This is a genomic window from Acinetobacter sp. V2 (assembly GCF_001188385.1).
Taxonomy (GTDB): domain Bacteria; phylum Pseudomonadota; class Gammaproteobacteria; order Pseudomonadales; family Moraxellaceae; genus Acinetobacter; species Acinetobacter oleivorans.
This window is the reverse complement of sequence record NZ_JZFB01000001.1, coordinates 486954-490838: the sequence shown is the minus strand read 5'-3', so window position 1 is coordinate 490838 and position 3885 is coordinate 486954. Positions and strand designations below refer to the sequence as shown.

The window sequence follows — 3885 nt, the reverse complement described above, 5'->3', positions numbered from 1 at the left end:
AAACCATCTCTTAAGCTTTCACGTCGACCTGCACTTTCTGCAACCAATAAAACGGGATGATTTGCTTTATCAATATATTTTTTGACGACGGTAAACGGTTTTTCTTTTTTCGGATCGACTGCTAATTTTGGCGGCTGCTCAGCCTTAAGATTTAATGCACCAGCTTTTTCTTCAACCAATTCGGCACTTACAAGCATACGCGGAAACTGGTTTAAAGCACTGAGTAAATGGTTTGGAGCAATAAATAATTCTTCAGGAGGAAGAATTGGCTGATCTACATTATGACGTCTGTCTTCGTAGCGACGGAAAACTTCTTTCCAAAAATTAGTTAAATCAGTGTCTACATCATCAGTTGTAATTACAATGCAATTCTTTGGTAAGTACTTTGTAAGTGTACTTTGCGATTGCATTTGTGCTTTATCAAAAAATAATGGTAAATAAAATTCAATTCCTGGTGAAGCAATTCCCTCTAAGACATCTTGATAAATCGGGTTTTTCTTAGGATTAGCAGTAGGAAAAAGTTCAGAATATCGATCTCTAAAAATTGAGCGAGCTTCTTTTAATGGGAATTCTTTTGCAGGTAAAACTGTAAAACTTTTTAAAGCTGTAGTCGTTCTTTGTGTTTCTGGATCAAAGAATTTTAAGGTATCAATTTCATCATCAAACAGATCAATACGGATAGGTGCTTCTTGTCCTGAGGCAAAAATATCCATAATACTGCCACGCACAGCAAACTCACCATGATCATAAACAGTATCTACCAAATGATAACCAGCTTGTACTAAACGTAATTTTTGCTGTTCTAAATCAAATTTTTGACCTACACGAATATCAAAATGTTCACCCAAAACCCATGAATATGGCGCAACTCTTTGAGCTAAAGTACTTGCTGAAAGGAGTAATACACCCTTCTGAGGCATATTAGATAAAATTGCGAGGCGTTCTGAAACAATATCTTGATGAGGTGACAAACGATCATACGGTAAGATTTCCCAATCAGGGAAAATTGTTGGTTTTATGCCATAAAATTCAAGTTCACTTTCTAATTGAGCTACATGCTGGTTATTTCTGGCAACCACAACAAGTAAAGACGAATGCTGAACAGCAATTTCCTTAAATAATAATGCAGCAGATGAACCTAATAACGACCCCACCCAACGCTTTTCACCGGCCTTGAGCTGTTGTAAATTCAATTGAGAGATTTCTTGTTGAAACATGTATATGGCTTTTATCAGCTAAGAAGATATAGGCCTAATAGTAGCATGATGTTTTTAGTGAATTGAGTTATTTTTTTGAAAATCAAACTACTAGTTAGCCCTACTTTTTATATTTTTTAATCAATTAACTATGATTATTTATCACGCAAAAACAAAACGTAATATTGATTTAATATTTGTATAATCGCTTTAAGCTGAAGTAGCTTTTCTTGTGTATTTCCTAATCTTTCTACATAGCGCTGGGTTGCGATTTCCAGATCAATTTTTTCATTAATTTGTGGAGTAATGAGGAATAACTTCTGAAGATTATCAAAATTTTGTAATTTGCGGTTTGAGAAATACTCAAGATGTTCTGACCATTTCTCATTGATTACTACATCGTTAATGATAGGGCCTCGTTCAGAATCAAATTTTAATTGATTCTCTTGCAAGTAAAGTTGTTCTGGCGTTTCTTTTGAGCCTTGAAAAAGCTGAGTTATCTTCTTAAACATTTCATCACATCATATTAATTTTAAATTTAAGCAATGGAAGCAATCTCGTTGCTTCCATCATTTAAGCCTTCTAATTTAACAACTACTCATCGCCTAAATCATCAAGGAAATCGACAGTTGGTACAAAAAACAAGGTGCCAGTCTGAGCAGTACTAAAGTCAAGCAATCGATCAAGATTACCCTGCTCATTGCCTAAAAACATGTTTTCAAGCATTTGTCGAGTTGTACTAAATTTACGTGAGTAACCAATAAAGAATGTACCATATTCATTTCTAGACGGATTTGAAAAAGGCATATTAGCTCGCATAATTTTAAGTTCATTGCCATCTGTATCATGAGCTTTACTTACAACATTATGAGCAGTTAAAGGCTTTTCATCATCACCAAGTTCAACATCATTGAACTTTTTGCGCCCAATCACTTTTTCTTGCTCTTCATCGGTTAATGAACGCCATTTCTCCATGTCATGTATATATTTTTGAATAAAAGCATAACTTCCCCCGACAAAATCAGGATCTTCATTACCCACTAACGCCCACTGGGCTGCAATAACTGGTTCCGGGTTCTCAGTCCCATCAACAAAACCAATAATTGCACGTCCGTCAAAATAACGAAAACCATGAACTTCATCAATTGGATACGTTACTTTACCAAGCTGTTGATTAATTATATTGCCCAGCTCGTAACATAAAGCCTGACGATCGGCACGAATATGAAAAAATAAATCACCTGGAGTTGAGACAGCCGTATATTTCGGGCCTCTAATTTCTTGAAATGGTTGTAACTCTTGAGGCTTCGCTTGCTCTGGGAATAAAATATCCCATGCATTTGAACTAAAACCCAACGTCGCATTAAATTTACTTTCTGGGTAACGATTAGACAGACTTCTGGTTAGCGCTGAAAAATTAGCAGCAAAATCTTTTACTTTTTCTATTACAGAATCACCTTGAGCCAGTCCTAATACAATAAATAATGCATTTTCACCAGGAGCGCTCGTTACAGGCTGAATTCTCATACATTCCATAAAATATGCCTTTTAGGTAATTAACCTTATTAATTTAGCATACTCATTTTCTTTTCATACATCTTGTAATGAAATCTGAGATTGGTAAGAGTTTAAGTAAAGCACCTTAAACTCTTACTAAAATAGACATTAATTAACGCCCATATTGCTTCTTTAAATATTTTACGATTTGAGCAGACTCAAACATCTTCACTCCTGTATTCGGATCTACCAAATATGGCACCTGCATTTTACCTTGCATAACAGGCAATATTTTTTCTCTTTTTCCACCTTTTAAAGGTACATATTTACCTGGTTTTAAACGAAGAATAGCTGGGCCCTGATCTTGCCATCTCTCTTTTGCAACATTATGCAAAATATATGGAAGCTCAAGCTCACAGAGTAAACCTCTTACGACTCTTGAATAAGGGCTTGCCTCAAAACTCCATAACTCAAGCTTTTGCTCAGGAGCAGCTCTATCAACAATTTTTTTATTTATCCAAACTCCACGAGCACCATTTAATATGGTCCCTGCAAATGCCACATACGGCATGTTCGGGTAACTCGAAAATTTCTGAGGTGTCTTTCCAGTCTTACCGTAGTGTTTAAATAAATGATGAATAATATCTTGTGATTCGTATAGCTGATCACCAGTATTTTCATCAATTAAAAAAGGAAATTGTAATTTCCCGCCTTTTTCTTTTACAACTGAACGATACTTTGTTCCGCCTTTAGGACATGGATAAATTTCGACATCCAGATTCAAAAGTGTAATCACTTCACGAACGCGGCGACAAAATGGTGAACCTTCAAATTCATATAGCTTCAAAGCTTTTACAGGTTGCTGAGGAAAAGCAGTGCCTGTTACGCCCCTACCGCCTTCAGCAATTGCAGATACAACTGCTTGAAGTACTTTAATTTGATGAATCACCATCATGCGTTCCTTTATATTAGAGAATTAGACTAATTTTTCTTTTGCAATCACAATTCCATTATTATCAGCATAGATAAAATCACCTGATTGAATTGTGACACCACCAAAATACAAATTAATATCTACTTCACCAATGCCTTTACGATTACTTTTTTGCGGAATTGCAGCCAATGCATGTACGCCTAAATCCAAAGTTGCAAGCGCATCTACATCTCGTACACAACCGTAAATCACGACACC

3 protein-coding genes and 2 pseudogenes are annotated in these 3885 nt (G+C 35.8%); all 5 read right to left on the bottom strand.

The genetic code is table 11. From position 1 onward, the window contains the following. Positions 1 to 1217, bottom strand: a pseudogene (locus UC75_RS19800) (transcription-repair coupling factor); the annotation flags it as partial. A gap of 134 nt (positions 1218 to 1351) precedes the next feature. After that, complete coding sequence (locus UC75_RS02275; RefSeq protein WP_004792661.1) at positions 1352 to 1708, bottom strand: hypothetical protein; 357 nt, start codon at positions 1706 to 1708, stop codon at positions 1352 to 1354. Between the two features lie 82 nt (positions 1709 to 1790). Next, on the bottom strand, positions 1791 to 2723 hold the full coding sequence (locus tag UC75_RS02270; protein WP_128825115.1) for a Dyp-type peroxidase: 933 nt from the start codon (positions 2721 to 2723) through the stop codon (positions 1791 to 1793). A gap of 142 nt (positions 2724 to 2865) precedes the next feature. After that, positions 2866 to 3648, bottom strand: a complete 783-nt coding sequence (locus tag UC75_RS02265) for a glutathione S-transferase N-terminal domain-containing protein (protein ID WP_128825114.1) — start codon at positions 3646 to 3648, stop codon at positions 2866 to 2868. Between the two features lie 21 nt (positions 3649 to 3669). Next, positions 3670 to 3885, bottom strand: a pseudogene (locus UC75_RS19795) (putative 4-hydroxy-4-methyl-2-oxoglutarate aldolase); the annotation flags it as partial.

Coding starts and splice junctions, on each gene's coding strand:
- UC75_RS02275 (WP_004792661.1), bottom strand. CDS start 1,708: ATGTTTAAGAAGATAACTCAGCTTTTTCAAGGCTCAAAAGAAACGCCA.
- UC75_RS02270 (WP_128825115.1), bottom strand. CDS start 2,723: ATGAGAATTCAGCCTGTAACGAGCGCTCCTGGTGAAAATGCATTATTT.
- UC75_RS02265 (WP_128825114.1), bottom strand. CDS start 3,648: ATGATGGTGATTCATCAAATTAAAGTACTTCAAGCAGTTGTATCTGCA.